This is a genomic window from Marinovum sedimenti (assembly GCF_054052205.1).
The window spans coordinates 1,203,250-1,229,943 of sequence record NZ_CM133223.1 but is presented as its reverse complement, the minus strand read 5'-3'; the positions used below and the strand labels follow the sequence as shown (position 1 = coordinate 1,229,943).

23 protein-coding genes are annotated in these 26,694 nt (G+C 61.0%); 12 read left to right on the top strand and 11 right to left on the bottom strand.

Features of this window, described 5'->3' with window-relative positions; genetic code table 11:
- Window positions 1-151: 151 nt before the first annotated feature.
- Complete coding sequence (gene ileS / locus ACW9UO_RS05900; protein ID WP_457088053.1) at window positions 152-3,121, bottom strand: isoleucine--tRNA ligase; 2,970 nt, start codon at window positions 3,119-3,121, stop codon at window positions 152-154.
- Between the two features lie 478 nt (window positions 3,122-3,599).
- Between ileS and ACW9UO_RS05895 the strand changes: the two genes are divergently transcribed.
- The 9 genes from ACW9UO_RS05895 to ACW9UO_RS05855 all read left to right on the top strand — a co-directional run bounded on the left by ACW9UO_RS05895 (window position 3,600) and on the right by ACW9UO_RS05855 (window position 14,687).
- Window positions 3,600-4,367 carry a LytTR family DNA-binding domain-containing protein gene (locus ACW9UO_RS05895; RefSeq protein ID WP_457088052.1) on the top strand — a complete coding sequence of 256 codons (768 nt, stop codon included), beginning with the start codon at window positions 3,600-3,602 and terminating at the stop codon, window positions 4,365-4,367.
- Window positions 4,368-4,876: 509 nt separating this feature from the next.
- A complete protein-coding gene (gene acs / locus ACW9UO_RS05890; RefSeq protein ID WP_457088051.1) occupies window positions 4,877-6,808 on the top strand; it encodes an acetate--CoA ligase in 1,932 nt (643 codons plus the stop codon).
- A 23-nt stretch (window positions 6,809-6,831) separates the two neighbouring features.
- Entirely contained in the window at window positions 6,832-7,497 is a 666-nt protein-coding gene (locus ACW9UO_RS05885; RefSeq protein WP_457088050.1) for an adenylate kinase, read from the top strand.
- A 138-nt stretch (window positions 7,498-7,635) separates the two neighbouring features.
- Window positions 7,636-7,893 (top strand): DUF4212 domain-containing protein, encoded by a 258-nt coding sequence (locus ACW9UO_RS05880; RefSeq protein ID WP_457088049.1) that lies wholly within the window; start codon window positions 7,636-7,638, stop codon window positions 7,891-7,893.
- 15 nt (window positions 7,894-7,908) lie between these two features.
- Window positions 7,909-9,696: a sodium:solute symporter family protein gene (locus ACW9UO_RS05875; protein WP_457088048.1), complete on the top strand. Its 1,788-nt coding sequence runs from the start codon at window positions 7,909-7,911 to the stop codon at window positions 9,694-9,696.
- A 166-nt stretch (window positions 9,697-9,862) separates the two neighbouring features.
- A complete protein-coding gene (locus tag ACW9UO_RS05870; protein ID WP_457088047.1) occupies window positions 9,863-11,686 on the top strand; it encodes a DUF294 nucleotidyltransferase-like domain-containing protein in 1,824 nt (607 codons plus the stop codon).
- Between the two features lie 6 nt (window positions 11,687-11,692).
- Complete coding sequence (locus ACW9UO_RS05865; protein WP_457088046.1) at window positions 11,693-12,205, top strand: hypothetical protein; 513 nt, start codon at window positions 11,693-11,695, stop codon at window positions 12,203-12,205.
- 31 nt (window positions 12,206-12,236) lie between these two features.
- Window positions 12,237-12,632: a response regulator transcription factor gene (locus ACW9UO_RS05860; RefSeq protein ID WP_457088045.1), complete on the top strand. Its 396-nt coding sequence runs from the start codon at window positions 12,237-12,239 to the stop codon at window positions 12,630-12,632.
- A 3-nt stretch (window positions 12,633-12,635) separates the two neighbouring features.
- Window positions 12,636-14,687: a 3'-5' exonuclease gene (locus tag ACW9UO_RS05855; RefSeq protein WP_457088044.1), complete on the top strand. Its 2,052-nt coding sequence runs from the start codon at window positions 12,636-12,638 to the stop codon at window positions 14,685-14,687.
- Window positions 14,688-15,028: 341 nt separating this feature from the next.
- Here ACW9UO_RS05855 and ACW9UO_RS05850 read toward each other — a convergent pair whose 3' ends face one another.
- The 9 genes from ACW9UO_RS05850 to ACW9UO_RS05810 form a co-directional block, all read right to left on the bottom strand.
- Window positions 15,029-17,218 carry a 3-hydroxyacyl-CoA dehydrogenase NAD-binding domain-containing protein gene (locus ACW9UO_RS05850; protein WP_457088043.1) on the bottom strand — a complete coding sequence of 730 codons (2,190 nt, stop codon included), beginning with the start codon at window positions 17,216-17,218 and terminating at the stop codon, window positions 15,029-15,031.
- A gap of 30 nt (window positions 17,219-17,248) precedes the next feature.
- Complete coding sequence (locus tag ACW9UO_RS05845) at window positions 17,249-17,692, bottom strand: hypothetical protein (RefSeq protein ID WP_457088042.1); 444 nt, start codon at window positions 17,690-17,692, stop codon at window positions 17,249-17,251.
- A 1-nt stretch (window position 17,693) separates the two neighbouring features.
- Entirely contained in the window at window positions 17,694-18,104 is a 411-nt protein-coding gene (locus tag ACW9UO_RS05840; protein WP_457088041.1) for a hypothetical protein, read from the bottom strand.
- A 66-nt stretch (window positions 18,105-18,170) separates the two neighbouring features.
- Window positions 18,171-19,382, bottom strand: coding sequence for an acetyl-CoA C-acetyltransferase (locus tag ACW9UO_RS05835; protein WP_457088040.1), 1,212 nt, complete (start codon window positions 19,380-19,382; stop codon window positions 18,171-18,173).
- A gap of 10 nt (window positions 19,383-19,392) precedes the next feature.
- The gene (locus ACW9UO_RS05830; protein WP_457088039.1) at window positions 19,393-20,034 is read right to left on the bottom strand and encodes a glutathione S-transferase family protein; all 642 of its coding nucleotides are present in this window, start codon (window positions 20,032-20,034) and stop codon (window positions 19,393-19,395) included.
- Between the two features lie 292 nt (window positions 20,035-20,326).
- Window positions 20,327-20,539 (bottom strand): hypothetical protein, encoded by a 213-nt coding sequence (locus ACW9UO_RS05825; protein WP_457088038.1) that lies wholly within the window; start codon window positions 20,537-20,539, stop codon window positions 20,327-20,329.
- Window positions 20,540-20,584: 45 nt separating this feature from the next.
- Complete coding sequence (locus ACW9UO_RS05820; protein ID WP_457088037.1) at window positions 20,585-22,360, bottom strand: acyl-CoA dehydrogenase C-terminal domain-containing protein; 1,776 nt, start codon at window positions 22,358-22,360, stop codon at window positions 20,585-20,587.
- 30 nt (window positions 22,361-22,390) lie between these two features.
- On the bottom strand, window positions 22,391-22,792 hold the full coding sequence (locus tag ACW9UO_RS05815; protein WP_457088036.1) for a MerR family transcriptional regulator: 402 nt from the start codon (window positions 22,790-22,792) through the stop codon (window positions 22,391-22,393).
- 184 nt (window positions 22,793-22,976) lie between these two features.
- Window positions 22,977-23,348: a MerR family transcriptional regulator gene (locus ACW9UO_RS05810; protein ID WP_457088035.1), complete on the bottom strand. Its 372-nt coding sequence runs from the start codon at window positions 23,346-23,348 to the stop codon at window positions 22,977-22,979.
- 171 nt (window positions 23,349-23,519) lie between these two features.
- On the opposite strand from ACW9UO_RS05810, the gene ACW9UO_RS05805 reads away from it, so the two are divergent.
- The 3 genes from ACW9UO_RS05805 to ACW9UO_RS05795 all read left to right on the top strand — a co-directional run bounded on the left by ACW9UO_RS05805 (window position 23,520) and on the right by ACW9UO_RS05795 (window position 25,851).
- Window positions 23,520-23,957 (top strand): PaaI family thioesterase, encoded by a 438-nt coding sequence (locus ACW9UO_RS05805; RefSeq protein ID WP_457088034.1) that lies wholly within the window; start codon window positions 23,520-23,522, stop codon window positions 23,955-23,957.
- A 39-nt stretch (window positions 23,958-23,996) separates the two neighbouring features.
- Window positions 23,997-24,503 (top strand): PaaI family thioesterase, encoded by a 507-nt coding sequence (locus ACW9UO_RS05800; RefSeq protein WP_457088033.1) that lies wholly within the window; start codon window positions 23,997-23,999, stop codon window positions 24,501-24,503.
- 67 nt (window positions 24,504-24,570) lie between these two features.
- A complete protein-coding gene (locus tag ACW9UO_RS05795) occupies window positions 24,571-25,851 on the top strand; it encodes an MATE family efflux transporter (protein ID WP_457088610.1) in 1,281 nt (426 codons plus the stop codon).
- Here the strand turns inward: ACW9UO_RS05795 and truA are convergent.
- On the bottom strand, window positions 25,797-26,594 hold the full coding sequence (gene truA / locus ACW9UO_RS05790; RefSeq protein ID WP_457088032.1) for a tRNA pseudouridine(38-40) synthase TruA: 798 nt from the start codon (window positions 26,592-26,594) through the stop codon (window positions 25,797-25,799). The genes ACW9UO_RS05795 and truA overlap by 55 nt on opposite strands.
- Window positions 26,595-26,694 lie beyond the last annotated feature (100 nt).

Here is a 26,694-nt window from a genome sequence, read left to right as displayed (position 1 = left end):
AGGAAGAGGGGGGGGCTTTGCTCGCAGGTTTGGTAAAAGAGGGGGGCTTTGCCCGCAGGTCTATTTAGGAAGGGGGAGGCTTTGCCCCCCGGCCTTCGGCCTCCCCCCAAGGTATTTAAAAACAGAAGAAGTATGTGGGGGGAGGTTTTGGTTAGCTAAGCGCTGCGTCGCAGCGTTTGCAGGTGCCTGCATGGGCGTGGGTGCCCACGTCGGGCAGGATCTTCCAGCAGCGCTGGCATTTGTCGCCATCAGCCTTTTCGAACACCACGCCGACGCCGTCAATTTCCGGCAAGCGGAAGGCCTCGTTTGGCTGGGGATCGCCGGTCAGCGACAGGCCCGAGGTGATGCAGATGTCATCGAAATCCACCGATTTCAGTGCTTTGAGCATCTCGGGGTCGCGGACGTGGACCACCGGGGCGGCCTCGAGCGAGGCACCGATGACCTTGTCGGTCCGCTGGACTTCCAGCGCCGCCGTCACTGCGCGACGCGCCCGACGGACCTGCGCCCATTTCGCCGCCAGCGGCTCATCAAGCCAATCGGCAGGCGTTTCGGGCAGATCGGTCAGGTGGATCGAGCTGTCGTCGCCGGGGAAGCGTTCGAGCCAGACTTCCTCCATCGTGAACACCAGCACCGGGGCCAGCCATTTGGTCAGCCGGTGGAACAGGATGTCGAGCACGGTGCGGGCGGCGCGGCGCCGTTCGGTATCGCCATCGCAATAGAGCGCGTCTTTGCGGATGTCGAAGTAGAACGCCGAAAGCTCGACCGTGGCAAAGTTGAACAGCTGTTGGAACACGCCTTGGAAATCGTACTCGTTGTAGCCCTTGCGGACTACATGATCGAGTTCGGCCAGCCGGTGCAGCACATAGCGTTCCAGCTCGGGCATATCCGCCGGTTCGACGCGGTCGCTTTCGTCGAAATGGCTGAGCGCGCCCAGAAGGAAGCGCATGGTGTTGCGCAGGCGGCGATAGCTGTCGGCCACGCCTTTGAGGATTTCCGGCCCGATCCGCTGGTCGGCGGTGTAATCGGTCTGGGCCACCCAGAGCCGCAGGATATCCGCACCGTATTGCTTGACCACCGCATCAGGGACGATGGTGTTGCCCAGCGATTTGGACATCTTGTTGCCCTTGGCATCGAGCGTGAACCCGTGGGTCAGCACGCCGCGGTAAGGGGCGCGGCCTTTGGTGCCGCAGGCCTGTAGCATTGAGGAGTGGAACCAGCCGCGGTGCTGGTCTGTGCCCTCAAGGTAGAGATCGGCGATGCCGTCGTCGCTGCCGTCTTCGCGGTCGCGCAGCACAAAGGCGTGGGTCGAGCCACTATCAAACCAGACGTCGAGGATGTCGAACACCTGAACCCACTCATCAGCATTGTAGTCGCTGCCGAGGAAGCGTGCCTTGGCCCCGTCTTTATACCAGGCATCGGCGCCTTCGGCCTCAAATGCCTCAAGCACGCGGGCGTTGACCGCCTCATCACGCAGCAGGAAGCCTTCGTCGGTGGGCAGCGCGCCCTTGCGGGTAAAGCAGGTCAGCGGCACACCCCAGGCGCGTTGGCGTGACAGCACCCAGTCGGGGCGGGCTTCGATCATCGAATAAAGCCGGTTGCGCCCGGTTTTGGGCGTCCATTTCACTAGTTTGTCGATCGAGGTCAGCGCGCGTTCGCGGATGGTGGCGCCATGTTCGTCTTGCCCGTCGCCAACGGCGCGGTCGATGGCGGCAAACCACTGCGGCGTGTTGCGATAGATCACCGGAGCCTTGGAGCGCCAGGAATGCGGATAGCTGTGGGTCATGCGGCCGCGCGCGATCAGCCCGCCATATTCGACCAGTTTGTCGATGACGGCAGCATTCGCTTTGTCCTCTTTGCCCTTGTGATTGAACACTTTCAGCCCGGCAAAGAACGGCACATGCGGCAGGAATTCGCTTTCCTCGCCCACATTATGCGTCATCCGGTCCATCCAGTTGCGCGCGACAAAACACTCATAGTCTTCTTGGCCGTGGCTTGGTGCGGTGTGCACGAAACCAGTGCCGGCATCATCGGTGACATGCTCGCCATCGATCATCGGCACGTCGTAATCCCAGAAGCCCTCGGCCCCCTCGGCGCCGCGCAGCGGGTGGTGCAGGGTGAGCGTCGCCAGATCTTCGGCCTGCACATCGCGCACGCGGGCATACATCGACGGTTCGAGCCGCGCCTTGCCCAACACCTCATCGGCCAGCTTGTCGGCCAGCACGTATTTGTCACCGACAGTGACCCAGCTTTCGTCGGGCGTGCCAGAGATCTCATACAGGCCGTAAGCGATGGCGGGGTTATAGGCGACGGCCTTGTTCGACGGGATCGTCCAAGGGGTCGTCGTCCAGATCACCACCCGCGCGCCGTGCAGATCCTTGGCCATCAGCTCCATATCGGCCCCGGCGTAATCGTCATCCTCGCCGTCGGGCATCACCACATGGCCACCGTGATCGATGCGGAAGGGCACCCAGATCGTGTGGCTCTTGTGGTCGTGATATTCGACTTCGGCCTCGGCCAGCGCGGTCTTCTCAACCGGCGACCACATCACAGGCTTGGAACCCTGATACAGCGTGCCGTTCATCAGGAACTTCTGGAACTCGGCAGCGATCACCCGTTCGGCGTGGAAGTTCATCGTCAGATAAGGATCAGGCCAGTTGCCGGTGATGCCCAGACGCTGAAACTCGTCGCGCTGGATGTCGATCCAGCCCTCGGCGAACTTGCGGCATTCCTGACGGAAATCGACCACGTCGACCTCGTCCTTGTTCTTGCCCTTGGCGCGGTATTGCTCTTCGATCTTCCACTCGATCGGCAGACCGTGACAATCCCAGCCGGGGATATAGCGCGCGTCGCGGCCCATCATCTGTTGGCTGCGGACAACCATATCCTTGAGGATCTTGTTGAGCGCGTGACCGATGTGCAGGTGGCCGTTGGCATAGGGGGGGCCGTCATGCAGGGTAAAGGGCTTGCGGCCTTCGCCCTTGTCGCGCAGGCGGTCATAGATGCCGATCTTGTCCCAACGCTCAAGCCACACAGGCTCGCGCTTGGGCAGGCCCGCGCGCATCGGGAAATCGGTTTTCGGCAGGTTCAGAGTGTCTTTGTACTCAGGCGTATCGGCGCACATGAATGGCGTCCTCGTCGGTTTATTCGATGATAAGGGGTCTGGCGGCGCGGGTGTCCATGCGCCTTGTCCCGGCGGCTCGTGTGATCAGAGCGCCGGGCACGTAATTCGCGTGATGAATGCAAAATATGCCATCTTGCCGTGCTTATAGGCCCGCCAGAAACGAGCGTCCAGTGCAAGTGGCAGGACGGGCGCGAATGTCCGGGTGCAGGTGTGGGGTGGAATGTGAAAAGGCCGGCCTCGGTGGTGCAAAAGCAGCATCCAGGCCGGCCCACTCGTAATAAACGCCCATAGGTGCAGGGCGCACAGGTCATAAGGCACAGAGCAATGGGCTCGTGGCCCGTAAAAGGTATTGAACTAACACGCCCCCCCAAATATCGCGGCAGGTGGGGGGATGTGAGCTTAACACTTTGAGTCTCGCAAACCAAAATTCGTGAATTTTTACTGGATTTCGTGGTTTACCTAGGGTCAAACTTTCACGATGCGTGAAACGCTATCGGATATTTGGGCCAATATTGGCTGGGAACGCAAGATTTTCGCGTTTTTCGGCGGGGTGCTGGTGCTCGCGCTCACTGGGCCGTTCGGCACATATGAGGCGATGGGGCTGTTCGAGCGCTTGGTGTTTTGGCTCGTGGTCTTCACGGGCGTCGGGTTTTTCATGCATGTCTGCATGCGAACCGCGCTGCACAGCCGCTATCTTGGCCGAGTGCCGCGCATCGCGCGTCTCGGGATCGGTGCGGTGCTGGCGGGGTTGCCGGGCGCGGCCTTGGTGATCTTTGTCTACGCCGTGTTTCGCCCGCCATTACAATCGGCCGAAAACCTGCCAGTGATCTGGATGCAGGTGGCTGTTATCGGCTGGGTCATCGGGATCGTTGAATTTCATGAGTTCGGCGCGGTGGAAAAGAGGCCAACGTCCCCGCCGCGCACCAACTTCCACAAACGGCTGCCGCTAGAGCTGGGCGACGACATCATCTCGATCTCGATGCAGGACCATTATGCCGAGGTCACGACGGCACTCGGCAGCCATCTGGTGTTGATCCGGCTGACCGATGCGATGTCCGAGATGGAGGGGGCAGAGGGGCTGCGGGTCCACCGCTCGCATTATGCCATGGTCGCACATCTCAGGCGGTTGCACCGGGACGGCAATCGATTGATGGTGGTTTTGTCGGATGGCCGCGAGATTCCTGTCAGTGCTCGCTATAGCGAGGCAGTTCGCAATGCTCTCGCGCAAGGCGACGCCAAGATGTGATCACAATTGCCCTAGACCAAGGTCGCAAGGCACCCCGACGCGAATCTATTTTGTCGATATTTCCCCGAAGTTTTGATCTGTCGATTGATTTCAGTAGCTTACCGGGCGGATTCGGTTTGTGATCACAAATGCGAAAATCCGAGAATCCGCGATTCGACTTAACCCGTTTGGGTTGTATTTTCCGGGTCAGTCCTAAGGTATGCGAATTTGTCGCAGTGCTTACGCAACATTGTTAGCGTCCCAAATTGAAAAAAATCGCCAAAAGTTGACAGAGTGTTTCTCAACAGCCCATTTTATAAGCGTATGACTTTACGTCACTTTTCGGTGTTATTTTCGGGAATTTTACAAGTTTTCAAACGCGCCTGTCGATTTCTTTACAGAAAAAGCGTTTATCCTGAACGTACCTGATCACTTTCCCGCATTCCCCTGTAAACTTGTCTCAACGTTAAATCACGGAACGCATGGAGGAGCCATTTTGCGTTTCGTCTAAACGAGAAAAGGGGGAGCACATGCCCAACGACCATTCCGCACGCCAGTTCCATGTCGATGCTGCGAAGTACGAAGAAATGTATGCCGCATCCATCGCAGATCCAGAGGCATTCTGGGGCGAACACGGCAAACGCATCGACTGGATCAAGCCTTATACCCAGGTTAAGGACGTCAGCTTTGCCCCCGGCGACATTCGCATCAATTGGTTTCATGACGGCACGCTGAACGTCTCGGCCAACTGTATCGACCGGCACCTGCCGACCCGTGGCGACCAGACGGCGATCATTTTTGAGCCCGATGATCCCAATGAGGACGCGCAGCACATCACCTATAAACAGCTGCACGCCAACGTCTGCAAAATGTCCAACGTGCTCTCCGATCTGGGTGTGACCAAGGGCGACCGGGTGGTGATCTATCTGCCGATGATCCCCGAAGCCGCCTATGCGATGCTCGCCTGTGCCCGCATCGGCGCGATCCACTCGATTGTGTTCGCTGGCTTCTCGCCCGATGCGCTGAGTGCGCGGGTCAATGGCTGTGACGCCAAAGTGGTGATCACCTCGGACGAGGCCCCCCGCGGTGGCCGCAAGACGGCGCTGAAATCGAACTGCGATGCGGCGCTGCTGCACTGCAAGGACACGGTGAAGTGCCTTGTCGTCAAGCGCACCGGCGGCCAGACCACATGGGTTGACGGGCGCGATTGCGATTACAACGCGCTGGCGAAAGAGGCCTCGGACCAGTTTGATCCGGTCGAAGTCAACGCCGAAGACCCGCTGTTCGTGCTCTACACCTCCGGTTCGACCGGCCAGCCCAAGGGCGTTGTGCATTGCTCGGGCGGCTATCTGGTCTACGCGGCGATGACGCATGAGATCACCTTCGATTACCACGATGGTGATGTGTATTGGTGCACCGCGGATGTTGGCTGGGTCACGGGCCACAGCTATATCGTCTATGGCCCACTGGCCAATGGCGGCACCACGCTGATGTTTGAAGGCGTGCCGACCTACCCGGACGCCAGCCGCTTTTGGCAGGTCTGCGAAAAGCACAAGGTCAACCAGTTCTACACCGCGCCCACCGCCATTCGCGCGCTGATGGGGCAGGGGCCGGAGTTCGTTGAGAAATGCGATCTGTCCTCGCTGCGCCTGCTCGGCACCGTGGGCGAACCGATCAACCCCGAGGCCTGGAACTGGTACAATGACGTGGTCGGCAAGGGCAAATGCCCGATCGTTGATACCTGGTGGCAGACCGAAACCGGCGGCCACATGATGACGCCGCTGCCCGGCGCGCATGAGCTGAAACCCGGTTCGGCGCAACAGCCGTTCTTTGGCGTCAAGCCGCTGGTGCTTGACCCGACGACCGGCCAAGAGGTTAAGGGCAACGGCGTTGAGGGCGTGCTTGTCATCGCCGACAGCTGGCCCGGCCAGATGCGCACCGTCTGGGGTGATCATGAGCGGTTTGAAAAGACCTATTTCAGCGATTACAAAGGCTTCTACTTCTCGGGCGACGGTTGCCGCCGCGATGAGGATGGCGATTACTGGATCACAGGCCGCGTCGATGACGTGATCAACGTGTCCGGCCACCGCATGGGCACCGCCGAAGTCGAAAGCGCGCTGGTGGCGCATCCCAAAGTGGCCGAGGCCGCCGTGGTGGGCTACCCCCACAACATCAAAGGGCAGGGCATCTATTGCTATGTCACGCTGATGAACGGGATCGAGCCGTCCGAGGAGCTTTACAAAGAGCTGCGCACCTGGGTGCGGACCGAGATTGGCCCGATTGCCTCGCCGGACCTGATCCAATGGGCACCGGGCCTGCCGAAAACCCGCTCGGGCAAGATCATGCGCCGCATCCTGCGCAAGATTGCCGAGAACGATTTTGGCGCGCTGGGCGATACCTCGACATTGGCCGATCCGTCGGTTGTCGAAGACCTGATCGAAAACCGCCAGAACCGGGACTGAGACACATGGACGGAGTAACCCCCATGACAACACCCGCAGTATTGATCCTTCTCGGGCCTCCGGGCGCCGGGAAGGGCACACAGGCGCGGATGCTCGAAGACAAATTCGGGTTGGTGCAACTTTCGACCGGCGATCTGTTGCGCGCGGCGGTGGCCCAGGGCACCGAAGCGGGCAAGGCGGCCAAGGCCGTGATGGAAGCTGGCGAACTGGTGTCGGATGAAATCGTGATCAACATCCTGCGCGACCGGCTGACCGAGGATGACACTGCCAAAGGTGTGATCCTCGACGGTTTTCCGCGCACCACGGTGCAGGCCGAGGCGCTTGATACGCTGCTTGGGGAAACCGGGCAGAAGATCGACGCCGCCATCGCGCTTGAGGTCGAAGACGCGGCAATGGTGACGCGGATTTCGGGCCGCTACACCTGTGCCGACTGTGGCGAAGGCTATCACGACAGCTTTAAGCAGCCGGAGAAGTCGGGCGTCTGCGACAACTGCGGCAGCACCGAATTCAAGCGCCGCGCCGATGACAACGCCGAAACCGTGGCCTCGCGGCTTGAGGCATACCACGCCCAGACCGCGCCGCTGATCAACTACTACGATGGCAAGGACGTGCTCGCGCGCGTTGATGCCATGGGCGAGATCGGCGCGATTGCCGAGGCGCTTGGAGAGATTGTTGCCGAGGCCCGTTAGGGACTTCGCGACAAAAACGACCACGCAATTTTGCGAGGGATTGACGCGGGCGGGCCATGTGGCCCCCCGCGAACAGGGAAAGTGCGTCCGGGTCATGAGGGCCAGGATGTCTTTAGGAGAGAGAGAGGGAGAACCGACATGTCGGAAAACTCTGAAAACAACAGCTATTGGGCGGCGAACATTCGTACGATCCAGATCTGCTTGGTAATCTGGGCCTTGGTGTCCTTTGGGTTCGGCATTCTGCTGCGCCCGCTGCTGTCGGGCATTTCCGTCGGCGGCACTGATCTTGGCTTCTGGTTTGCCCAGCAAGGCTCGATTCTGGTCTTTCTGGCGCTGATCTTTTTCTACGCTTGGCGGATGAACAAGCTTGATGCCGAACACGGCGTCGACGAGTAAAGGGGAGCTGAAATCATGGATCAGTTTACAATCAACCTGCTGTTTGTGGGCGCGTCTTTCGCGCTCTATATCGGCATCGCGATCTGGGCCCGTGCGGGCTCCACATCAGAATTCTACGCCGCCGGGCGCGGCGTGCACCCCGTCACCAACGGTATGGCCACTGCGGCGGACTGGATGTCGGCGGCGTCGTTCATCTCGATGGCGGGCCTTATCGCCTTTGTCGGCTATGACAACTCGACCTACCTGATGGGCTGGACCGGGGGCTACGTGCTTCTGGCGCTGCTTCTCGCACCCTACCTGCGCAAATTCGGCAAGTTCACCGTGTCGGAATTCATCGGCGACCGCTTCTATAGCCCCACCGCGCGCATGGTTGCCGTGATCTGCCTGATCGTCGCTTCGACGACCTATGTGATCGGCCAGATGACCGGCGTTGGCGTGGCCTTTGGCCGCTTCCTCGAAGTCTCCAACACAACCGGTCTGCTGATCGGCGCTTGTGTGGTGTTTGCCTATGCCGTTCTTGGCGGCATGAAGGGCGTGACATACACCCAAGTTGCGCAGTACTGCGTGTTGATCATGGCCTATACCATCCCGGCTGTGTTCATCTCGCTGCAACTCACAGGCAACCCGATCCCGGGTCTTGGTCTGTTTGGCGATCACGTCGCATCGGGTGAACCGCTGCTGCAAAAGCTTGACCAGATCGTGCAGGAGCTTGGCTTTAACGAATACACCGCGCACCACGCCGACACGTTGAACATGGTTCTGTTCACCCTGTCGCTGATGATCGGTACTGCGGGTTTGCCCCACGTTATCATGCGCTTCTTCACCGTTCCCAAAGTGTCGGATGCCCGTTGGTCCGCCGGTTGGACGCTGATCTTTATCGCCCTTCTGTACCTCACCGCGCCTGCGGTTGGTGCGATGGCGCGCCTGAACATCACCGAACAATTCTGGCCCAATGGCACGTCGGGTGAAGCGGTTTCGGTCGAGACCATCGAAACCGACGAACGTTATGTCTGGATGAAGACTTGGCAGAAAACCGGCCTTCTGGGTTGGGAAGACAAAAACGGCGACGGCAAGATCCAGTACTACAACGATGCCAATGCCGCGATGCAGGAAAAAGCCACGGCGAACGGTTGGGAGGGCAATGAGCTGACCAACTTCAACCGCGACATCCTGGTTCTGGCCAACCCCGAGATTGCGAACCTGCCATCCTGGGTCATCGGTCTGGTTGCGGCGGGCGGCCTTGCGGCGGCTCTGTCAACGGCGGCTGGTCTGTTGCTGGCGATTTCTTCGGCGGTGTCGCATGACCTTCTCAAAGGCCAGCTGACGCCGAACATGTCGGAAAAGAACGAGCTGATGTCGGCGCGGATTGCCATGGCGGTTGCCATCGCTGTCGCCACCTATCTTGGCCTCAACCCTCCGGGCTTTGCGGCGCAAACCGTGGCCCTTGCCTTCGGCCTTGCGGCGGCCTCGATCTTCCCGGCGCTGATGATGGGTATCTTCTCCAAGCGGATCAACAATCATGGCGCGGTTGCGGGCATGCTGGTTGGTCTGGGTGTGACGATTATCTACATCTTCCTGCACAAAGGCTGGTTCTTCATCCCTGATACCAACAGCTTCACCGATGCTGATCCGCTTCTGGGAACGATCCAGTCCACCTCGTTCGGCGCCATTGGTGCTGTCCTGAACTTTGCCACGGCGATCATCGTGTCAAAGATGACGGCAGCACCGCCGAGGGAAATTCAGGACCTCGTCGAGAGCGTGCGTGTGCCCCGTGGCGCAGGTTCGGCTGTCGAAGGTCACTGAATGAGCAACCGGCCCGGTGTTGCATAACATCGGGCCGCACCAAAGCGGCGCGCAGGGAAAAACCCATGCGCGCCGTCATTTTTTCCCCGTCAGCCTTTGACATGGCGCAAGGCGCGGGGTCTTGTTTCCCTGCATTCCTGACCTGATCCCAAAGACAGAGGCGCTTATGGCTTCGGCACCCATCGACACGCTGGAATTTCTGCAATCGGTGCATCCTTATGATGCTCTCGCGCCCAAACAGCTTGCGCGCGTGGCCCAGACGGTCGAGGTGTTGCACCTGTCCTCGGGCGATACAATTTACGGTCTCGACGAGGCGTTGCCCGGTCTGTTTCTGATCGTCTCGGGCGCGGTTACGGTTTGGGATGGCAATGGGGTTCAGGTCTCGGCGCTGGGCCCGCGCAATTCGTTTGGCGAACGCGGGTTGCTGCGCGATGGCCGGTCGGTGACTGCGGCGCGCGCCGAAAACGAGACGCGGCTGCTGATGCTGCCAGTGGCGCTGTTTGACGAATTGCTGCGCGACGAACGGGCCTTTGCCCGCTATTTTGATCGCGCCCGGCCACGACGCGCCGCAGCGCTTGATCTTGCCGAGATGCGGGTGGGCGATCTGATGGCGGTGGATCCGCTGGCTTGCGGCCCTGACACCACGGTGCAGGCGGCGGCGGCGATGCTGCGCCAGGCGCGGGTCTCATCGATTGGCATCGTCTCTGATGATCGCCTCGCCGGTATCCTGACCACCCGAGATTTCACCACCCGCGTTCTGGCCGACGGGCTGTCGGCGCAAACGCCGGTGGCACATATGATGACCCGCAATCCCGCCTCGCTGGGGGTGAACGATCTGGGGTCTGACGTCTTGCACTTGATGCTGGAACAGCAGATCGGCCATGTGCCGGTGACGGAAAATGGCCGCTTTGTCGGGATGATCACCCAGACCGATCTGACCCGGCATCAGGCGATGGGATCGGCCGTCTTGGTCAGCGATATTGCCTTTGCCGAAACGGTCGAAGATTTGGCCGGGTTCACCGCGTTGATCCCGCAGGTGCTGGCGCAACTGGTGGCCACCGGCAAACCGCATGATGTGGTGACGCGGCTGATCACCGACATTGGCGATGCGGTCACGCGTAGGCTTTTGAAACTGGCCGAGACCGAATTTGGCCCGCCGCCGGTGCCCTATCTCTGGCTCGCCTGCGGCAGTCAAGGGCGGCGCGAACAGACCGGCGTCAGCGATCAGGACAACTGCTTGTTCCTGCACGACGCGGTGCAACCCGAACACACCCCATATTTCACCCAACTGGCCAAGTTCACCTCGGACGGGCTTCATGCCTGCGGCTATGTCTATTGCCCCGGCGATATGATGGCGACGAACCCGCGCTGGCGCCAACCGGTGTCGAAATGGCGCGACTATTTCCGCGGCTGGGTCGCCACGCCCGATCCGCTGGCCCAGATGCTGGCCTCGGTGATGTTCGATCTGCGCCCGATTGCAGGCGATCACAGCCTGTTCGCCGGGCTCCAGGCCGAGACTTTGGCGCTGGCCTCGGGCAACTCGATCTTTGTCGGCCACATGATCGCCAATTCGCTGAAACACGTCCCGCCGCTCAGCCTGTTGCGCGGCTTTGCCACCATCCGCTCGGGCGAGCACAAGGACATGATCGACCTCAAGCACAACGGCGTCGTGCCCGTGGTCGATCTGGGGCGGGTCTATGCGATGCAGGCGCAACTGCCCGCCGCCAACACCCGCGCGCGGCTTTTGGGGGCGCGTGACCGTCAGGTGATTTCGGCCACCGGCGCGCGTGACCTGATTGACGCCTATGACCTGATTGCGCAAACCCGGCTTGAGCATCAGGCGCACCGGATCAAACATGGCGGCACCCCCGATAACTTCATGGCCCCGACCAGCCTTTCGGATTTTGAACGCGGCCACCTGCGCGATGCCTTTGTCGTCGTGCGCACCATGCAATCCGCCATTGGCCATGGCCGCGGCACCTTGGGATAACTGCTTATGTTCTATGAACTTCTCGCCACCGTTTTCGCAGGCTTCGCCGGCGGCGGTGTGATTTATTTGCTCAGCCGTCTGACCAAGGGACGCATTCCAAAGGCGTCAGCCGTGACCGTCGCGGCGATCACCATGATCGTGTTTTCGATCTGGAACGAATACAATTGGTTCCATCGCTCGCAAGCGCAATTGCCCGAGGCGGTCGAGGTGGTGGCGATGAGCGAAGACAAAAGCTGGTTCCGCCCCTGGACCTATGTCTGGCCGTTTGTGAACCGCTTTGCCGCGCTCGACGCAGGCTCGGTTCAGCGCAACGAAGCGGTGGCGCACCAGCGGATTGCCGATCTCTATCTGATGGAGCGCTGGCAATCGGCGCTGGGCGTCAAGATCGCTGTCGATTGCGCCAAGCCGGCGCAGGCGCGGCTGGCGGATGTGACCTATGCCGAAGATGGTGCGATGCAAAGCGACCGGTGGGAGGCGCTGCAAGCCGACGATCCGCTTGTCATGGCGGCCTGTAAATAAACACGATGCGAACCTTGGGGGAGGGGCAGCAATGAACAGTAAAACCGGCGGCGCGCAGATTCTTTTGGTGGAGGATGAGCTGAATATTGCGCTGGCCTTGAAATTCCTGATCGAACGGATGGGCCACAAAGTGACCCACATCGATGATGGGGCGAAGGCCCTGGCCGAGGTCGAAGCGCTGGCCCCGGAGCTTGTGCTGTTGGACGTGACCCTGCCGGGCGCATCGGGCTATGAAATCTGTCAGCATATCCGCGCCTGTCGCAGTCTCGACCGCACCCGCGTCTTGGTGCTCACCGCGCGCGGGGCCGATATCGAACGGCGCAAGGCGTTGGCGCTGGGGGCGGATGGCTTTATGTCGAAACCGTTTGAAATGGCCGACCTTCAGGCGCGGGTGACAGAATTGCTCAGCACCCCGCGCGAGGGTTAGGCGATGTTCGCGCATCTGAGTTTGCGCCTGCGGGTGTTCTTGTTCTTTGCTTTTCTCGGTTTGGCCAGCGTTGCGCTGATCACGGCAAGCCTGTGGCTGGGCTATGCCCGCGCCACGCCGCCGCCTGCGGCTGGGGCTTTTGTACTGGGCGGGGCAGTTGCGGGGTTTGCGGTGTTGGGGCTGGTGACATGGGTCTGGCGGCTGTTTGACGAAAACCTCGCGCGCCCGATGCAGGCGGTTGCGGCGCAGTTACGGGTCCAAGCGCTGGCCGACACGGCAAAATCGCAAGACCCGGTTGCGGCGCAATACCTTGGCGATCTCGCCCCGGCGGCGCAGGCGATTGCGGTAAAGCTTTCGGCCACACAAGGCGATCTGGCGCTGGCGATCGAACGCGAAACCACCCGGCTGGCCGAGGAAAACGAGCGGCTTGAAACGCTGCTGGCGGATGTAAACGCTGGCATTCTGCTGTGTTCGGGCGACCACGGCATCGTGTTTTACAATTCCGTCGCCCGGCAGTTGCTTCAGGACAGCAATGCGCCCCGGCTGGGCCAATCGGTGACCGGATGCCTGCGCGAGGGGCCGTTGCTGCATGCCTATGAGCGGCTGACGTTGGAGGGAGCCTCTGACCCCGAGACGCATTTTATCTGCGCCACGCCAGATGGCCGGGCGATGTTTACCGCAACGATGCGGCTGGTGCCGCAGGCGACGGGCGAGGGCGGCTATGCCCTGACCCTGCGTGATGTGACCGCCGATATCGGGCTGCATGCGGAACGCGAGGCGCTGCTGGCCGACCTGATCGAAGACATGCGCCGCAAGGCCGCCAATCTCGACACGCTGGGCCGTCTGCGCGATGCGGGCGACGATCCGTTGGAACGCGCCTTTCTACAGGAAACCCGCGATCTGGCGCAAGCGGTCGACCGCTTTGGCAGCCGTTACAACGACACCGCCGACAGTTGGTGGCCGATGACCGAGATTGTCGCGCGCGACCTGATGGACAGCTTGCGTGCCCGACTCAACGGGGCCGGGATCGGCTATGTGGGCGAGCATGAGCGGCTGGCGGTGCGCTGCGACGGCTTTATGATCGTGTCGATGGTGGCCGGGCTGGCCGAACGGCTGGTGGCCGAGGGGCATTGCCGTGACATCGCGGTGACGCTGGTGCGCGGTGCCACCCTGTCCGAGGCGCTGTTGACGCTGACCTGGGAGGGCGCGCCGCTGCCGCTGAATGTGCTTGAGCGCTGGCTGTCTGCGCCGCTTGAAATGGGGTTGGCCGAAGTGACCGGCCGCTTTGTTCTGGCGCGCCACGGCAGCGACATCTGGCCAGAAGACGCAGGCGGGGGCCAGACGCGGCTGTGCCTGCCGCTGCCACGGGTTGCGGAGACGCGCAAACACGATCTGCGCGGGGCGGTCTACGACTTCTCGCTGTTCGAAAAGTCGCGGGTGGCGGCGCTGGCGGACACGCCGCTCGACGATCTGAGCTATGTGGTGTTCGACACCGAAACCACCGGACTTTTGCCCAGCCACGGTGACGAGATCGTGCAGATTGCAGCGCTTCGCGTTGTGGGGGGGCGGCTGTTGCGCGAGGAGCAGTTGGATACGCTCGTCGATCCCGGTCGGCGCATTCCGGCGTCCTCGACCAAGATCCACGGCATCACCGAAGATATGGTGGACGGGGCCCCAACGATCAAAGAGGCTGGTCGGCAACTGCATGATTTCGCCCACGGATCGGTGCTAGTGGCGCATAACGCCCCATTCGACATGGCGTTTTTTCACAAGAATGCCGACGCCATTGGCCGCGAGTTCGGCAATCCGGTGTTGGACACGGTGCTGTTGTCTGCGGTGCTGTTCGGGATCACCGAAACGCATACGCTGGATGCGCTGTGTGACCGGCTGGGCGTTGTGATCCCAGAGGCCGACCGGCACACCGCGATGGGCGATACCTTGGCCACGGGGCGGGTGTTCGTGAAGATGCTGGCGATGCTGCAAGAGCGTGGGCTTGCCACGTTTGGAGAGGTTCATGCCGAGATGAAGAAGCAGATGCGACTTTATAAGCGGTGATCCGTCCTGTGGCTGCTGTTGGCAATGGGGGGCCAGCCCCCCAAACCGCCGTATCAATGGGGGGCCAGCCCCCCAAACCCCCCGGGATATTTTCAAGCCAGAGAAGTAACGGGCTTTTAACCTTGAAGGGGCAGGCTGACACCTGCGGCACAGGCGGGGACGCCGATGGCCGAAGCCGGAGAAGCCCCCTGTTTCCTTGTCGGGACAGGGGGTGGACCTGGGCTCTTGCTTTTGGTCGTGGCTTCTCTGGCTTGATAAATATCCCCGCCGGAGGCCAAAAAGTCCGGCGGGACAGGTTTTAAGGTGCGGTGCCTTGCTTGGTGCGGCACCGCGACGTTGACTCAGGCCGCTTTTGCCGCGGGGCCGAAGCGTTTGTAGAAGCTTTGGGTTTTGTCGGCCATCTCGCGCAGGAGATTGGGGCAGGCGAACCGCGGGCCATGCGCTTGGGTCAGTTGGTCGCAACGTTCCGCCGCATAAGGCGCGCCGATCATGTCGAGCCAGCTGAACGGGCCGCCGGACCAAGGCGCAAAGCCCCAGCCGAGGATGGCACCGACATCGCCTTCGCGGATGTCCTCCAGCACGCCTTCTTCCAATGCGCGCACCGCTTCGAGCACTTGTGCAAACAGCAGGCGATGTTGGACTTCGATCACGTCGGGTTGGTCCTCGGATTGCGGATACTGTGCCTTGACCACGTCCGAGAGGCCCTGACGTTTGCCGGCCTCGTCGTAGTCATAGAAACCCGCCTTGGTTTTGCGCCCCAGACGGCCCTGTTCTTCCATCCAGAAGATCACCTCGTCCACCGCAGCGTCGGGGTAGTCGTCGCCCATCGCGGCCTTTGTGGCGCGCGCAATCTTGGCCCCGAGATCGACAGAGGTTTCATCGACCAGTTGCAGCGGACCGAGCGGCATGCCGACCATCTTGGCCGCGTTTTCGATCAGCGTCGGGCTGACGCCCTCGGCCACCATACGCAGGCCTTCGTTGATGTAGGGAATGATGCAACGGTTGGCGTAGAAGAAGCGCGCATCGTTGACCACAATCGGGGTTTTGCGGATTTGGCGCACGTAGTCGAGCGCCTTGGCCACAGCGCGGTCGCCGGTTTCGCGGCCCTTGATGATCTCGACCAGCAGCATCTTTTCGACCGGCGAAAAGAAGTGGATGCCGATGAACTGTTCGGGCCGTGTGCTGGCCTTGGCCAATTGCGAGATCGGCAGGGTCGAGGTGTTGGAGGCAAAGATACAATCCTCGCCGATCACCGCTTCGACCTTGGCGGTGACGTCGGCCTTGATTGCTGGGTCTTCAAACACCGCCTCGATGATCAGGTCACACCCCGCAAGCGCGGCGTAATCCGTGGTCGCGGTGATGCGCGACAGGATTTCGGCCTTCTTCTCTTCGGTGGCTTTTCTGCGCTTGATGCCCTTGTCCATGTAATCGGCGGTATAGGCTTTGCCGCGGTCGGCGGCCTCTTGTTTCTGGTCGATCAGCACCACCTCGATCCCGGCCTGCGCCGACACCAGCGTGATGCCCGCACCCATCATGCCTGCGCCAAGGACGCCGAGTTTTTTCACCCGCTGGTCAGGGGCTTCGGGGCGGTTGGCGCCTTTTTCCAGCGCTTCCTTGTTGATGAAAAGCGAGCGGATCATCGCCGCTGACGAGGGGTTCATCAGCACGTTGGTGAACCAGCGCGCCTCGATCTTGAGCGCGGTGTCAAATGGCACCATCGCGCCCTCATAGACCGCCGAGAGCAGGGCCTTGGCCGCCGGATAGACGCCTTTGGTTTTGCCGTGCACCATCGCCGAGGCACCCACGAATGTCATGAAACCAGCGGGGTGATAGGGCGCGCCGCCGGGCATTTTATAACCTTTTTCGTCCCAGGGTTTGATGAACTTCGGCTCGGACAGGACCCAGTCCACCGCGGCGGCAACCGGGTCGGCGACCACCTCATCGACCAGACCGGCCATCTTGGCTTTCTTCGGATCCGACAGCTTGCCTTCGAGCAGGAAAGGCGAGGCCGCCATCGCGCCCATCTTGCGCACCAGACGGGTGGTGCCGCCGGCGCCGGGGAAGATGCCGACCATGATTTCGGGCAGGCCGATCTTGGCCTTGGGGTTGTCAGCGGCAAAGATACGGTGGCAGGCCAGCGGGATTTCCAGACCGATGCCAAGCGCCGTGCCGGGCAGGGCGGCGGCGACCGGTTTGCCGCCTTTGTTGGTCTTGGGGTCCATGCCCGCACGCTCGATCTTGCGCAGGATGGTGTGCATTTGCATGATGCCTTCGAACAGACCGCGCGCGGGTTCATCGCCCGCCGACTCTTTCATCTTGGCAATCACGTTCAGGTCCATGCCGCCGGCGAAATCCGGTTTCGCCGAGGTGATCACGATGCCTTTGACAGCGTCGTCGGCCAAGGCCGTATCGATGTGGCCGTCAAGTTCGGCGAGGCCTTCCAGCGAAAGCACGTTCATGCTTTTCTCGGGCACGTCCCACTCGATGATGGCCACACCGTTTGCTTCGGTGCGCATGTTGAAATCGGTCATCGCGGCTCTCCTGTGTCAGTCTTTTATGGGTTACGGTCCGGTTGGCCGGAACCGTTGTTCATGGATTGTGGCCTTGCCCAGCGTCCAGTTGATGTGGCCGAGCGAGGAACGGATTGCGCCAATCTTCCAACCGTCCTCGGCCTGGCGCAGCACGAATTGCGTGCAAAACGGATCGACCACCCGGTGGCCGCCGCTAAACAGCGAGGTTTCCACCGTGATCTCGGCCCAATCGGGCGTGATTTCCACGACGGACAGGACATCGCGGGTCATATAGGTGACCCGGTGGATCTGCATCGAGGTGACATACAGCTCATGATCGCGGCGCAAATCGTCTTCGGTGGTCATGGTATAGGGTCGGCCGTCCCGCGGCTCGATCCGCGCGGGCAACCGAAACACCGCGCGGTAATTATCGAAATTGCCGTTGATCAAAGCATCCGTCAGTTTTTCGCAAAGTTTTGCAAATTCGGTTTCCAAATCAGGTTCCTTCCAATTCACGGGAGGGATTACGAGATTGAGACTTCTGCAATTGCGCGAGGCTGAAAACCGTGCAATCGGTATTGCGAACGTGCGATCGACATTCGACGCCGCGCCAGGTTTCGTTCATCCGTTCAATGATTTGACTGCTGGCAAAAGGCTCCAGCGCGAACAGGCCGCCGCGCAGGACATAAGTGTCATGTTCGCCTTGAATGCGGTCATCAGTGTGCGGATCAAAGTCGGCCCGACGCGCGATGCGGTGATAGTCCTGCGCGCCAGACTGGCTTAGAAAGGCGCGGAAGTCTTTCACCACATCGCGAAGGTCGGCTTCTGTTTCAATCAGAAGCGAGGCGTCCGTAGTGTACATGCGGTTTGGCACGGCAAGAGAGTCCAGTAAAACATCATAATCCAATGTCCATAGTGCATCAGAAACCTTATCAAGATGTTTCTGATAAATCTCTAAAGCCGTGCACATGGGTTAGACCCGCTCGATGATCGTGGCGGCGCCCATGCCAGACGCGATGCACAGCGTGGCCAGACCAGTGCTTTTGCCGGTGCGTTCCAGCTCATCAAGCAGGGTGCCGATGATGATCGCGCCGGTGGCACCGAGCGGGTGGCCCATGGCGATGGACCCGCCGTTCACGTTGACCTTGTCATGATCCACGTCAAACGCCTGCATAAAGCGCAGAACGACGCTGGCAAAGGCTTCGTTGACCTCGAACAGATTGATGTCAGAGATGCTCATGCCGCTGTCTTTAAGGATCTTTTCGGTCACTGGCACCGGGCCGGTCAGCATGATCGTCGGGTCGGTGCCGATCTTGGCGGTGGCCCGAATGCGGGCGCGCGGCTTGAGGCCGTGCGCCTCGCCAAACGCCTTGTTGCCGATCAAAACCGCCGCCGCGCCATCGACGATTCCAGAGGAGTTGCCAGCGTGGTGAATGTGGTTGATCCGCTCCAGATGCGGGTACTTCAGCAGCGCCACCGCGTCAAAACCGGGCATGGTCTCGCCCATGTCCTTGAACGCGGGCTTGAGGCCACCAAGACTTTGCATATCGGTGCCGGGGCGGATGTATTCATCGTGGTCAAGGATCGTCAGGCCGTTGATATCGCGCACCGCAACGATGGATTTATCAAACCGTTTGGCTTCCCATGCCGCCACAGCGCGCCTTTGGCTTTCGACGGCCAAAAGATCGGCATCGTCGCGCGAAAAGCCGTATTCGGTGGCGATGATATCCGCCGAAATGCCCTGCGGCACGAAATAGCTCTCCATCGCGAGCGACGGATCGACGGCAATCGCCGCACCGTCAGAGCCCATCGCGACGCGGCCCATCATCTCGACTCCACCGGCGATATAAGCTTGGCCCGCGCCACCCTGCACTTGATTGGCGGCAAGGTTCACGGCTTCCATACCCGAGGCGCAAAAGCGGTTGATCGACAGGCCGGGAATGCGTTCATCAAGCTCGGAGGCCAGCACAGCAGAGCGCGCAAGACAGCCGCCCTGTTCGCCGACCTGCGTGACGTTGCCCCAGATCACATCCTCGACGGCATGCCCCTCAAGGCCGTTGCGGTCTTTGACAGCGTTCAGGATTTGCGACGACAGGCGCAACGAGGTGACCTCGTGCAGGCTGCCATCTTTGCGGCCCTTGCCACGCGGGCTTCGCAGGGCATCGTAGATATAGGCGTCGGTCATGGCGTCCTCCTCAGGGTTCCCGGTCGGCTGGCGAGCCGGGCATCAGATCATAGGGATGTTTCCATCCCGGTGTTTGCGAAATTCGGTCGAGCCAGGCGGTGATGTTGGGCCAATCGGCCCGCTCGAAGCCAAAGGGCTCGGGGTAGTAAAGATAGCTGCAACAGGTCAGATCGGCGTTGGTGAGGGCATCGCCCACCATCCAGTCGCGGCCCTTGAGATGGCCCTCAAGCACAGGCAGGGTGGCGCGCATCCGGCCCTGCACAAAGGCGATCACCGGGGCAGGGCGGCGGTCTTCGGGCAGGAAGTTCATCAGAAAGCGGGCGGTGCCGATCTGGCTGGAAAACTTGTGATTGTCCCACAGCATCCACCGCAGGATCTCGCGGGATTCCTCGGGGCCGGTGCCGCCGAATTTACCGGTCTTTTCAGACAGGTAGCTCTGGATCACGCCCGATTGCGTGAGCTTGACATCGCCGTCCACCAGCACCGGCACTTCGCCCATATCGTTGACGTTGCGCAGGTAGTCTTCGGAGCGGTGCGCCCCACCGAAGAAATCGACTTTGACCGGTTCCCAGTCATTGCCGCCAAGCTCCAGCGCCAAGGCGGCTTTATAAGAGTGCCCGGATTCACCGAAGCAGTAAAGTTTCATGGTCATCTGGCAACTTCCGTGTTTGCGAACCCTGCGGGTGCGGCGGCTGTTTGATATAAATGCTGACAAGACACCGGCGTTTGGTAACAAATCGTTAAGAGTATCGGTCTAGACCATGCCCTGCGGTACAGGTTGGCGAGCCGATGGCCGCACGAGGAGAAGCCCTGTCGCACCGCCCGCACGTCTGCCGATGCGCGAGCCATGCGATGGGGCGGACCTCTCCGCTTTGCAGTCTTGTGATCTGGCTGGCCAATTTGGCGGCGCTGCCGTTGGGTGGTTTGGATCGGACGTATCGTTATCATCGTTTCCTCGCATCCAGATCAGAGTTGAACAGCCTGAGCCTGTGGGTCAGCGCTTCGTTATCGGTGATGCTGTCGAAGTGTTCGAACACAAACGACAGCGCCTCACCTTCATCCAGCCCCGCCGCATCGGCAAAGCGGCGCAGGCGGCGATATCCATCTTCGGTCATCGCCGCGTTAAAACGCCGTGTCAGGCGAAAGCGTTTGGCCATGGGGCAATCCTTTTGAGCAACGTATAGGTGTCGCTCATCTTTGCCTCAGAATTGGTCGGCTGCCAGCCCCATTACCGGGGCCGACCCGCTTTCGATCCGCGCAAGGTGGGCTTTGGTCATCGGCAATTGCCGCGCCATGTAATAGCGCCCGGTCGCCAATTTGGTTTCGTAGAAGTCCTTGTCCGACGTGCCCCCGGCCAGTGCATCAAGCGAGGCTTTCGCCATCCGGCCCCACATCAGGCCCAGGCAAACATGGCCAAACAGGTGCAGGAAGTCATTCGAGCCCGACAGCGCGGCGTTGGGGTCTTTCATGCCGTTTTGCATAAAGAACATGCCCGCCGATTGCAGATCCTTGGACGCAGCTTTCAACGGCTCTACGAATTCGGCCATGCCCTCAACGTCGGCGTTTTCTTTGCAGAAAGTTTTAACCATCTCGAAGAAGGCCATCACATGTTTGCCACCATCGACGGCAAGTTTGCGGCCTACAAGGTCAAGCGCCTGCACGCCGTTGGCCCCCTCATAGATCATCGCGATCCGGGCATCGCGGGCAAACTGCGACATGCCCCATTCTTCGATATAACCATGCCCGCCATACACTTGCTGCGCCTGCACGGTGCAGTCAAAGCCCTTGTCGGTAAGGAAACCCTTCACCACCGGCGTCAGCAGCGAAATCAGCCCTTCGGCGGCGGCATCCTCGTTGCGATGCGCCCGGTCAATCAGGTTCGCGCTCCACAGTCCAAACGCCCGGCCACCTTCAACAAAGCTCTTTTGATCCAGCAGGGTGCGGCGAATGTCGGGATGCACGATCAGCGGATCGGCGGGGCCATCGGGGTTCTCGGTGCCGGTCACGGCGCGGCCCTGTAGCCGGTCCTTGGCATAGGCCAGCGAATTTTCATACGCCACAGCCGCCTGCCCAAGTCCTTGCAAACCAACGGCAATCCGCGCTTCGTTCATCATGGTGAACATCGCCCGCATGCCTTTGTGCTCGGTGCCCAAAAGCCAGCCCTTGGCCCCGTCATAGTTCATCACACAAGTCGAATTGCCGTGAATGCCCATCTTTTCTTCGATCTTGCCGACCGACACAGCATTGCGCTCGCCGACCGAACCATCGGCGTTCACCAAAAACTTCGGCACGATGAACAGCGACACGCCTTTGATGCCATCGGGCCCGCCGGGAATTTTCGCCAGCACAAGGTGGATCACGTTGTCCGACAGGTCATGATCGCCCGCCGAGATGAAAATCTTTTGTCCGGTGACGGCATAGCTGCCATCGTCCTGCGGCTCTGCCTTGGTCCGCATCAGGCCCAGATCGGTGCCACAATGCGGCTCGGTCAGGTTCATGGTGCCGGTCCAGTCACAGGTGACCATGTTCGGCAGGTAGGTGGCTTTCTGCTCATCCGTCCCATGCGCGTGGATCGCGGAATAGGCGCCGTGGGTCAGACCCGGATACATCTGAAACGCCATGTTCGCCGCCGTCAGCATTTCGCCAACCGCCGTTTGCACCAGATACGGCAGGCCCTGCCCACCATACTCCGGATCGCAATCCAATGCCGTCCAGCCGCCTTCACGCAGCTGATCGAACGCGGCCTTAAAGCCCTTCGGCGTGCGCACCACGCCATTTTCGAGCACACAGCCCTCGGTATCGCCCACCGGGTTCAACGGGGCCAGCACATCACGCGCGATCTTGCCGGCCTCTTCCAGCACGGCGCTGGTGAAATCGGCATCCAGCTCTTCATAGCCGGGCACATCCTGCTGCGATGCGCCAAGCACCTCATGCAGAACGAATTGAAGATCCTTGGTCGGCGGCGTGTAGCTGGGCATCAGAGGGCTCCGTTGGGTAAGTGCGGCGTGTTATTCAGCCGCTTTTTTATGCGCAGTCATCGAGGCGAGCATTTTCTCACCCCATTTCAGCTGGTCCTTGAGATCGGCAATATTGGCATCAAGTTCGGCGCGTTGACGCTCCATCTCTGCCAGCCGCTCATGGCCCAGGTCATAGGTTTGGCGCAGCTGGGTCTGTTGCTGGTCGCCAAGGTCGTACAGGTCGAGCAATTGCCGGATTTCCTCCAGCGAAAAGCCAAAGCGTTTGCCACGCAGGATGAGTTTAAGACGGGCCCGGTCGCGCCGCGAAAACAGCCGTTTCTGGCCGTCCCGCTGTGGGAACAGAAGCTCTTTCGCCTCGTAGAACCGCAAGGTCCGAGGGGTCACTTCGAATTCGTCACACATCTCACGAATAGTCATGGTTCGGTCGTTCATTTTTCACCTAAGATCGCTGTTGATCCCGGTTGAGTTGCAAATCGCCACCCATGCTTACAATGGGAATTTCGGTTTACGTAACTCAAACGCTACGTCAAACTTTAGTTGACGTAAGATCACTGCGCGTCAACCATGGTTGGCGCAACATTCTAATCGCTTTGGCCGGGGTTAATTGACGGGTTTGTTACTTGCCGATCGCGTCGGCAGTGCGTGCCCGAAGCTCACCAAGCTCTTGCATGGCGGTGTCGAGTTGTTCCTTTTGCTCGGCCAATTCCCTGAGTTGCCGGTCGGCCATTTCAAGAAAGACGCGCATCTGCGCCTCAGTGCCTTCATGATCATAGATCATAAGCCACTGCCGGCAATCTTCGAGCGAGAAACCAAAGCGTCGTCCACGCATCACCAGCTCCATTCGGGCCAGTTCCCGCGCGCCGTAAAACCGCGAACGGCCTTGGCGCTCGGGCGTGAGCAACTCGATATATTCATAGTACCGCAGGGTCCGGGGCGTGACTTCGAACTTTGCGCACATTTCTTTGAAGCTGAGCCGTGTCTCGGTCATACCGCTCTCCCCGGAGGTTTTGTTGCGACGGTCCTGCGCGGTGGTGCGCTCAACCATTGGTGGATCCCGCAGCCGGGCTCCGTCGTGTTTGCAAACAGATTAGGCAAAGCTTGACGCAGGTGCAATGATTGGTCTGACTTGCAACCGGGCCGATGGGCTGTGCATAAAACGATGAACCACAAAGGACAGCACATGGCGACCGACAAACAGGCCTTTGCACGCGAATTCATTGAACAAATCCCGCATTCGCGCGAGTTGGGAATGAAAGTGACCGAGGTGGGCGATGGCACCGCCGAGATCACGATGGGCTATGACAGCCGCTTTGTCGGCGACCCCAAGACCCGCGTTATCCACGGCGGCGCGGTTTCGGCGCTGATGGACACCTGTTGCGGCACCGCGGTGATAAGCCACCCCGACGTCAAGGCGGCGACGGCCACGATTGACCTGCGCATCGACTACATGCGAGCCGCCACGCCGGGCCAGACCATCACGGCGCGGGCCGAATGTTATCACGTCACCCGCTCGGTGGCCTTTGTGCGCGCCACCACCTTTGATGAGGATTTTGAGCGGCCCGTGGCAACCGCATCTGGCTCTTTCACAGTTAGCTGACACTGTTAGCTGAAATTTATTTTTATACCGGGGCGCGATATGCACCAGAACCGTAGAGAACCCTTGCAACAGGTCAAACAGCGCCGCGATGCCGCGCTGCGTGCGCTCGCCGGGGGCATCCCCTATGCGCAGTATCTCGGGATCACCTTTGACCGGCGCGGCGATGAGCTGACGGCGGTGCTGCAATATGACGACAAGCTGATTGGCAACCCGATGCTGCCGGCGCTCCACGGCGGCGTGACGGCGGCGTTTCTTGAGGTGACGGCGGTGATCGGCCTGTCGTGGTCCTATATCTGGGAGGATATGGAAACCGGCGTGATCTCGCTTGATCAGATGGAGGCCGGTGACATGCCGCGCCTGCCCAAGACCATCGGCTTTACCGTCGATTACCTGCGCTCGGGTCTGCCGCGCGACAGCTATGCCCGCGCAAAGGTCACGCGGTCGGGGCGGCGCTATGCCAGCGTGCATGCCGAGGCCTGGCAGGACAATCGCGACCGCCCCCATGCGCAGGCGTCCGGGCATTTCCTGATGCCCACCCGTGGCTGAGACACGCCTCCTGGCCGAGACGCGTCCGCTCACGCATGGCCGCGTGCTGAAAATCTCGCTGCCGATCATGTTGGCGGCGGTGACGACGCCGCTGATCGGCGTGGTCGATACCGGGGTGGTGGGCCAGATCCCGCAGGCCGAGCCGATTGCGGCGGTGGGCGTGGGCGCGATCATCTTGTCGGCGATCTATTGGATCTTCAGCTTTCTGCGCATGGGCACCACCGGCCTGACGGCACAGGCAGCGGGGCAGGGCAACAGCGCCGAGGTTGCCGCGCTTTTGACCCGTTCGCTGATGATCGGGCTGGCTTGCGGCGTGCTGGTCATCGTGGCGCAGCCGCTGCTTTATCCCGCCGCTTTCACCATATCGCCCGCCTCGCCCGAGGTTGAGGGCATGGCGCGCAGCTATATGGCGATCCGCATCTGGTCGGCTCCGGCGGCGATTGGCATTTTCGGCATCTCGGGCTGGCTGATCGCGCAGGAACGCACGCGCGGCCTGTTGGCGCTGCAACTGTGGATGAACGGTGCCAATGCGGTGCTGGACGTGATCTTTGTGCTGGGGCTGGGCTGGGGCGTGAACGGCGTGGCCATCGCCAGCTTTATCGCGGAATGGAGCGGGCTGGCGATGGGCCTTTGGCTCTGTCGCGCGGCCTTTGCCCATCCGTCGTGGCGCGATTGGGACCGGGTGTTTGACCGCCTTCGCCTGCGCCGCATGGCGGCGGTCAACGCCGACATTATGATCCGCTCGGCGCTGTTGCAGGTGATCTTTGTCAGCTTCCTGCTGTTCGGCGGGCGCTTTGGCGATGATGCGCTGGCGGCCAATCAGGTGCTGCTGCAATTCCTCTATGTCACCGGCCACGCGCTTGACGGCTTTGCCTTTGCCGCCGAGGCGCTGGTGGGCCGGGCTTATGGTGCCGGCGCGGTCGACCGTCTGCGCCGCAGTGCGATGCTGACAACGTTCTGGGCTGCGATCACTGCGCTGACCCTTTCGCTGGTGTTCTGGCTGTTTGGGCCGGCCCTGATCAACACGCTGACCAAATCCCCCGAGGTGCGGGGGCTGGCGCGCGAATTCCTGCCGTGGATGATTGCCGCGCCGCCGATGCAGATCGGGCTGACCATGCTGGACGGTATCTTTATCGGCGCCACCCGCTCGGCGGATATGCGCAACATGATGGTGCTGGCAACGCTTGCCTATCTCACGGCGGTCTGGCTGCTGACGCCGATCTGGGCCAACCACGGCCTATGGCTGGCGCTGCACGTTTCTTTCGCAGCGCGCGGGCTGTCGTTGATGGCGTGTTACCCGGCGTTGGAGCGCTCAGCCGTGGCGGCGGCAAAGGGATCGTCGGGATAACCCGCGCCCATCAGGTACAGCCCATGCGGCGGGCACACCGGGCCACAGGCCGCCCGGTCGCGCGCCTCAAGCGCCGCTTTCACCTGATCGGGGTGCCAAGAACCGCCACCGACCCGTTCCAGCGTGCCAACAAAAGAGCGCACCTGATTGTGCAGGAAGGACCGCGCGGCGAGGCGAAACTGAAACTCGGTGCCCGCATCGGTTTCGACCTTGGTTATGTCGAGCCGGTCGAGCGTTTTGACCGGCGAGGCGGCTTGGCAAATCGTCGAGCGGAAGGTGGTGAAATCGTGGTGCCCCACAAGGTGCGCCGCCCCGGCGCGCATCGCCTCAAGATCAAGCGGATGGTTGACCCGCCAAACGTGCCCGGCCTCCATTGTGCTGGGCGCACGGCGCGACAGCAGCCGGAACAGATAGCGCCGCTCGCGGGCCGAAAACCGCGCGTGCCAATCGTCAGCCACCAAGGCGCAATCACGGATCACCACGCGCGCAGGCTTGAGATGATAGTTCAACGCTTCCGAAAGCCGAAACGGCGACCAGTCCCGCTCCATGTCACAATGGGCGACCTGACCGCGCGCATGCACGCCAGCATCGGTGCGCCCGGCGGCGGCAATCGAATGGGCGCGCGGCTCAAGCTTGGCCAGCGCCGCCTCGATCGCGCCTTGCACCGAAGGCTGATTGCGCTGGCGCTGCCATCCGGCAAAACCGGCCCCGTCATATTCAACTTTGATCGCATATCTTGGCATGGCAGCGCTCTAACCTGACGCGATGCCACAAACAATCCCCGCAAACGCCCTCTGGTATCGGGGCGATTGCGTGCCTATCCTTTGGGAACACGGAAAAAAG

Coding starts and splice junctions, on each gene's coding strand:
- ileS (WP_457088053.1), bottom strand. CDS start 3,121: ATGTGCGCCGATACGCCTGAGTACAAAGACACTCTGAACCTGCCGAAA.
- ACW9UO_RS05895 (WP_457088052.1), top strand. CDS start 3,600: ATGCGTGAAACGCTATCGGATATTTGGGCCAATATTGGCTGGGAACGC.
- acs (WP_457088051.1), top strand. CDS start 4,877: ATGCCCAACGACCATTCCGCACGCCAGTTCCATGTCGATGCTGCGAAG.
- ACW9UO_RS05885 (WP_457088050.1), top strand. CDS start 6,832: ATGACAACACCCGCAGTATTGATCCTTCTCGGGCCTCCGGGCGCCGGG.
- ACW9UO_RS05880 (WP_457088049.1), top strand. CDS start 7,636: ATGTCGGAAAACTCTGAAAACAACAGCTATTGGGCGGCGAACATTCGT.
- ACW9UO_RS05875 (WP_457088048.1), top strand. CDS start 7,909: ATGGATCAGTTTACAATCAACCTGCTGTTTGTGGGCGCGTCTTTCGCG.
- ACW9UO_RS05870 (WP_457088047.1), top strand. CDS start 9,863: ATGGCTTCGGCACCCATCGACACGCTGGAATTTCTGCAATCGGTGCAT.
- ACW9UO_RS05865 (WP_457088046.1), top strand. CDS start 11,693: ATGTTCTATGAACTTCTCGCCACCGTTTTCGCAGGCTTCGCCGGCGGC.
- ACW9UO_RS05860 (WP_457088045.1), top strand. CDS start 12,237: ATGAACAGTAAAACCGGCGGCGCGCAGATTCTTTTGGTGGAGGATGAG.
- ACW9UO_RS05855 (WP_457088044.1), top strand. CDS start 12,636: ATGTTCGCGCATCTGAGTTTGCGCCTGCGGGTGTTCTTGTTCTTTGCT.
- ACW9UO_RS05850 (WP_457088043.1), bottom strand. CDS start 17,218: ATGACCGATTTCAACATGCGCACCGAAGCAAACGGTGTGGCCATCATC.
- ACW9UO_RS05835 (WP_457088040.1), bottom strand. CDS start 19,382: ATGACCGACGCCTATATCTACGATGCCCTGCGAAGCCCGCGTGGCAAG.
- ACW9UO_RS05830 (WP_457088039.1), bottom strand. CDS start 20,034: ATGACCATGAAACTTTACTGCTTCGGTGAATCCGGGCACTCTTATAAA.
- ACW9UO_RS05825 (WP_457088038.1), bottom strand. CDS start 20,539: ATGGCCAAACGCTTTCGCCTGACACGGCGTTTTAACGCGGCGATGACC.
- ACW9UO_RS05820 (WP_457088037.1), bottom strand. CDS start 22,360: ATGCCCAGCTACACGCCGCCGACCAAGGATCTTCAATTCGTTCTGCAT.
- ACW9UO_RS05815 (WP_457088036.1), bottom strand. CDS start 22,792: ATGAACGACCGAACCATGACTATTCGTGAGATGTGTGACGAATTCGAA.
- ACW9UO_RS05810 (WP_457088035.1), bottom strand. CDS start 23,348: ATGACCGAGACACGGCTCAGCTTCAAAGAAATGTGCGCAAAGTTCGAA.
- ACW9UO_RS05805 (WP_457088034.1), top strand. CDS start 23,520: ATGAACCACAAAGGACAGCACATGGCGACCGACAAACAGGCCTTTGCA.
- ACW9UO_RS05800 (WP_457088033.1), top strand. CDS start 23,997: ATGCACCAGAACCGTAGAGAACCCTTGCAACAGGTCAAACAGCGCCGC.
- ACW9UO_RS05795 (WP_457088610.1), top strand. CDS start 24,571: ATGTTGGCGGCGGTGACGACGCCGCTGATCGGCGTGGTCGATACCGGG.
- truA (WP_457088032.1), bottom strand. CDS start 26,594: ATGCCAAGATATGCGATCAAAGTTGAATATGACGGGGCCGGTTTTGCC.